The sequence below is a fragment of the Micromonospora sp. NPDC003776 genome (assembly GCF_053605645.1).
In genome coordinates this window covers 1-3,662 of sequence record NZ_JBSGJR010000636.1, presented here as the reverse complement: position 1 = coordinate 3,662, position 3,662 = coordinate 1, and the positions used below count along the sequence as shown (strand labels likewise).

Sequence of the window (3,662 nt, the reverse complement as noted above, 5' to 3'; positions counted from 1 at the left end):
CCGGCGGGGCCGCAGTGGGCGGGACGGCGGCCGGGGTCAGTGCGGGGTCGCGCCGGAGCATGGCCACGTGCAGGTCGCGGACGCGCGGGGACGGGTCGACGCCGAACTCCTCGGCGAGCCGGGCACGGAAGTCCTCGTAGGAGCGCAGCGCCTCGGCCTGCCGGCCGGTGGCGTAAAGGGCGTTCATCAGCAGCGCCCGGGTGCGGTCGCGCAGCGGGTGCCGGGCGGCCAACTCCTCCAGCTCGGCGACGAGCCGGTCGGCCCGGCCGGAAAGCAGGACTGCCTCCGCGTGGTCCTCCAGGGCGGAGAGCCGCAGCTCCTCCAGCCGGGCGGCGGCCGCGGCGGCGGAGCGGGTGTCGGTGGCGTCGGCCAGGGCGGGCCCCCGCCACAGCGACAGCGCCTCGGCCAGGTGGGTGGTCGCGGTCGCCGGATCACCGGCGCGCAGCGCCCGCTGCCCCTCCCGGGCCAGCCGTTCGAACCGGTACGCGTCGACCGCCTCCCGGGGCAGCTCCAGCCGGTAGCCGCCGTGCGCGGATTGCAGGGCGGAGGTGACCGGCAGGGCCCGGCGCAGCCGGGACACCAGCGACTGGACGGCGTTCGTCGGATCGGCGGGGGCGGTGTCCGCCCAGAGCGAGTCGGCCAGCGCCTCGACGGTCACCGTGCGGCCCACCTCGAGGGCGAGCAGGATCAACAGCCGGCGCAGCCGGGCACCGCCGATCTCCACCTGCCGCCCGTCGGCAGCCAGCGTGAGCGGGCCGAGGATGCCAACCTGCATGAGGGCATCATCTCACCGCGTACCGGCGCAATGACCACACGTCGCTGCCGCGCCGCCGACCCATCGACCTGGCGTCACCGGAGTCGACTCCCAGTCGTCACCGGCCCGTCCTCGGGCACGGCCAGGACCGGCACGAGGCGATAATCCGGGCATCTCCCCTTGCCGGAAGTGACCCGGCCACACCATCCCAGGTGGCGTTCTTCGCGGCCGTCGTCGTCATACTCGGCTTGGTCACCGCCGGCCAGGCGCGGCTGTACCGGTGCGGCGGTTGCGAGGTAGGGCACCGCTGTTGCCCCGCTGGGCGCCCGGCGGTTGGTGGCCCCGCCATCCAACAGCGACCGTTCGCCTCGGCTGGTCGATGGTCGGGGCCAGCGGGGCCCTGCTGCTCGTCGCGCTCTTCCGGTGGCTGACGGCGTAGCCGCTCAGTCCTCGGCGCGCCAGCGGTAGAACACCGTGGCCACCGAGTCCTGCGGGCCCCGCCAGCTCTCCGGCCGGTACGGCTCGACGTACGGGGCGAGTTCCGCCATCAGCTTGCCGAAGGCCGGCCGCTGCTCGTGCCGGTGCCGCAGTCCCTCGGCGATCGCGGCGTCCTGCTCGACCAGGTGCACGAACACGTCGTCGATCGAGTAGAGGTAGCGCGCGGCGACGCCCAGCTCCCCCGGGAGCGGCCCGGCGTCGGACTCGGCGAAGATCCGCGCCACGTCCGCCTCGGCGCCCGGTTTGATCCGCTGGACGATGACGGTGAGCGTGGTGTCCTCGGGCGCCACGCCGTCCTGCGGTGCCCAGCGGTAGAACTCCTTGGCGACCGAGTCGGACGGGTTCTTCCAGTACCTCGGGTACGGCGTCACGTACGGGCCGATCGCCTCGGCGATCTTCTGGAAGGCCGGCAGCCCCCGGGTCTGCCCCGAGATCTTCGGGTCCTGCCGACGCTCGATGACGTGCAGATACAGGTCGTGGTGGGAGAGCAGGATCCGCCCGATGACCCCGAGGTCCTGGGGTCGGGTGGTCCGGTCGTAGTACCCGAAGACGTCGCCGACGGTGCCCTCGCTACCGGGGACCATGCGGCAGACGATCACGTTGCGGAAGACCATGGCTGCTCCTTGGGTGGGAACGGACGGATGACGCCTGGGGTCAGGCGGCGAAGGTGACCGGGAGTTCCAGCAGGCCCCGGAACGGCGACGCCGCCGGTAGCCGCCGCACCTCGGCGGCCGGTACGGCGAGGCGCAGCCCGGGCAGCCGGCGCAGCAGCGCGCCGAGGCCGAGCTGCGCCTCCATCCGGGCCAGCGAGACCCCGAGGCAGTAGTGCACGCCGTGACCGAAACCGAGGTGCGGGCCGCGCACCCGACGGATGTCCAGCCGGTCCGGGTCGGCGAAGTGCGCCGGGTCGTGGTTCGCCGCGTTGATCACCACGCCGACGACCGACCCCCGCGGCACCGGGACACCCTGGTACTCCAGGTCCTCGGTGGCGATCCGCGGGCTGGCCACCGGCAGCGGGCCGTCGAAGCGGAGCAGCTCCTCGATCGCCGACGGCAGCAGCTGCGGCGTGGTACGCAGCAGTTCGAGCTGCTCGGGATGGGTGAGCAGGGCGAGCACGGCGTTGCCGAGGAAGTCGGCGGTCGTCTGGTGCCCGGCGAACAGCAGCAGGAACGTGGTCGCGACGACCTCCGGCTCGGTCAGCGCCCCGTCCTCGTCGCAGGCCTCGATCAGCGCGCCGATCAGGTCGTCGGCCGGGCGCGCCCGCTTGGCCCCGATCAGGTCGGCGAGGTAGTGGTGCAGCCGCAGCTGGGCGTCCTGCACCGCGGCCCGCTCCTCCTCCGGGCGGCGGCCGGAGGAGCCGGAGGTCCGGATCACCTGGGTCCAGTCCAGCACCCGGCCGTGGTCGGCCGGCGGGATGCCGAGCAGCTCGCAGATCACCGTCATCGGCAGCGGGATGGCGAAGTCCTGCATCAGCTCGGCGCGGCCGTGCGGCACGATCTTGTCGAGCAGGTCGTCCACGATCCGCGCGACCCGGGGTCGCAGCGCCTCGATGCGGCGCGGCGCGAACGCCTGCGACACGATCCGGCGCAGCCGGGTGTGCTCCGGCGGATCCGAGTTGAGCATGTTCCGGTTCAGCCCGGCCGAGTTCGGCCCGAAGATGCGCAGGTAGTGCTGGCCGGGTCCGTAGAGGTCCTTGGAGAGCCGGGGGTCGGTCAGCGCCACCCGGGCGTCGTCGAACCCGGTGATCAGGTACTGGTCGAACCGGGCGCTGACCGGGCACACCGGACGCTCGGCCCGCAGTCGCGCGAACGCCGGGTACGGGTCGGCGGCGAACTCGTCGGTGTAGAGCTCCCGGCCGGGTACGGCGTCGTCGGTCATCTCGACTGCTCCTGTGCTTCGCCGCGGACACTGTGCAGCACCTGGTAAGTGTTCCGGTGGGCGGACTCGCGCAGCTCGCGGATGATCCGCAGCAACCGGTCCCGGTGTTCGCTGCGGCCGAAGGCGTCCAGCCGTTCCCGGTCGGCCCAGTCGCTGATGATCAGATAGCTGCGCGGGTCGTCGGCGTCGCGGACCAGGTCCTGGTGCAGGCAGCCGTCCAGCGTCCGGATCTCCTCGGCCGCCGCCCGCCATTCCGCTTCGAACCGCTCCTCGCAGCCGGGGCGGGCACGCATCGCCAGCACCGTGCGGACCCGGGTCATCGGGCACCGCCGAAGAGCAGGTGCAGGTGCTTGCGGAGGCCGTCACCGTCGACCGGTTGGCTGCGGTACCCGACGTGCCCGTCCGGGCGGACCAGGTAGAGCGCCGGGCCGGCGACCCCGTAGCGGGCGCGGAACCCGCCGTCGGCGCAACGCGATCATGGGCGCCGCGTACCCCGGCGGGCCCTCGGCAAACCAGTCCGGCAGAGGTCCCC

Annotated in this window: 4 protein-coding genes; all 4 read right to left on the bottom strand. The window is 73.3% G+C overall.

The features are described from left to right. A partial coding sequence (locus tag ACWEVO_RS32400; protein WP_452311250.1) for an AfsR/SARP family transcriptional regulator occupies positions 1-775 on the bottom strand: 775 nt, incomplete at its 3' end. 422 nt (positions 776-1,197) lie between these two features. Then, a complete protein-coding gene (locus tag ACWEVO_RS32395) occupies positions 1,198-1,866 on the bottom strand; it encodes a TcmI family type II polyketide cyclase (RefSeq protein ID WP_452311249.1) in 669 nt (222 codons plus the stop codon). Positions 1,867-1,906: 40 nt separating this feature from the next. Next, positions 1,907-3,130, bottom strand: coding sequence for a cytochrome P450 family protein (locus ACWEVO_RS32390; RefSeq protein WP_452311248.1), 1,224 nt, complete (start codon positions 3,128-3,130; stop codon positions 1,907-1,909). Then, the gene (locus ACWEVO_RS32385; RefSeq protein ID WP_452311247.1) at positions 3,127-3,450 is read right to left on the bottom strand and encodes a putative quinol monooxygenase; all 324 of its coding nucleotides are present in this window, start codon (positions 3,448-3,450) and stop codon (positions 3,127-3,129) included. Before ACWEVO_RS32385 ends, ACWEVO_RS32390 begins: the two co-directional genes overlap by 4 nt. Positions 3,451-3,662: the final 212 nt, after the last annotated feature.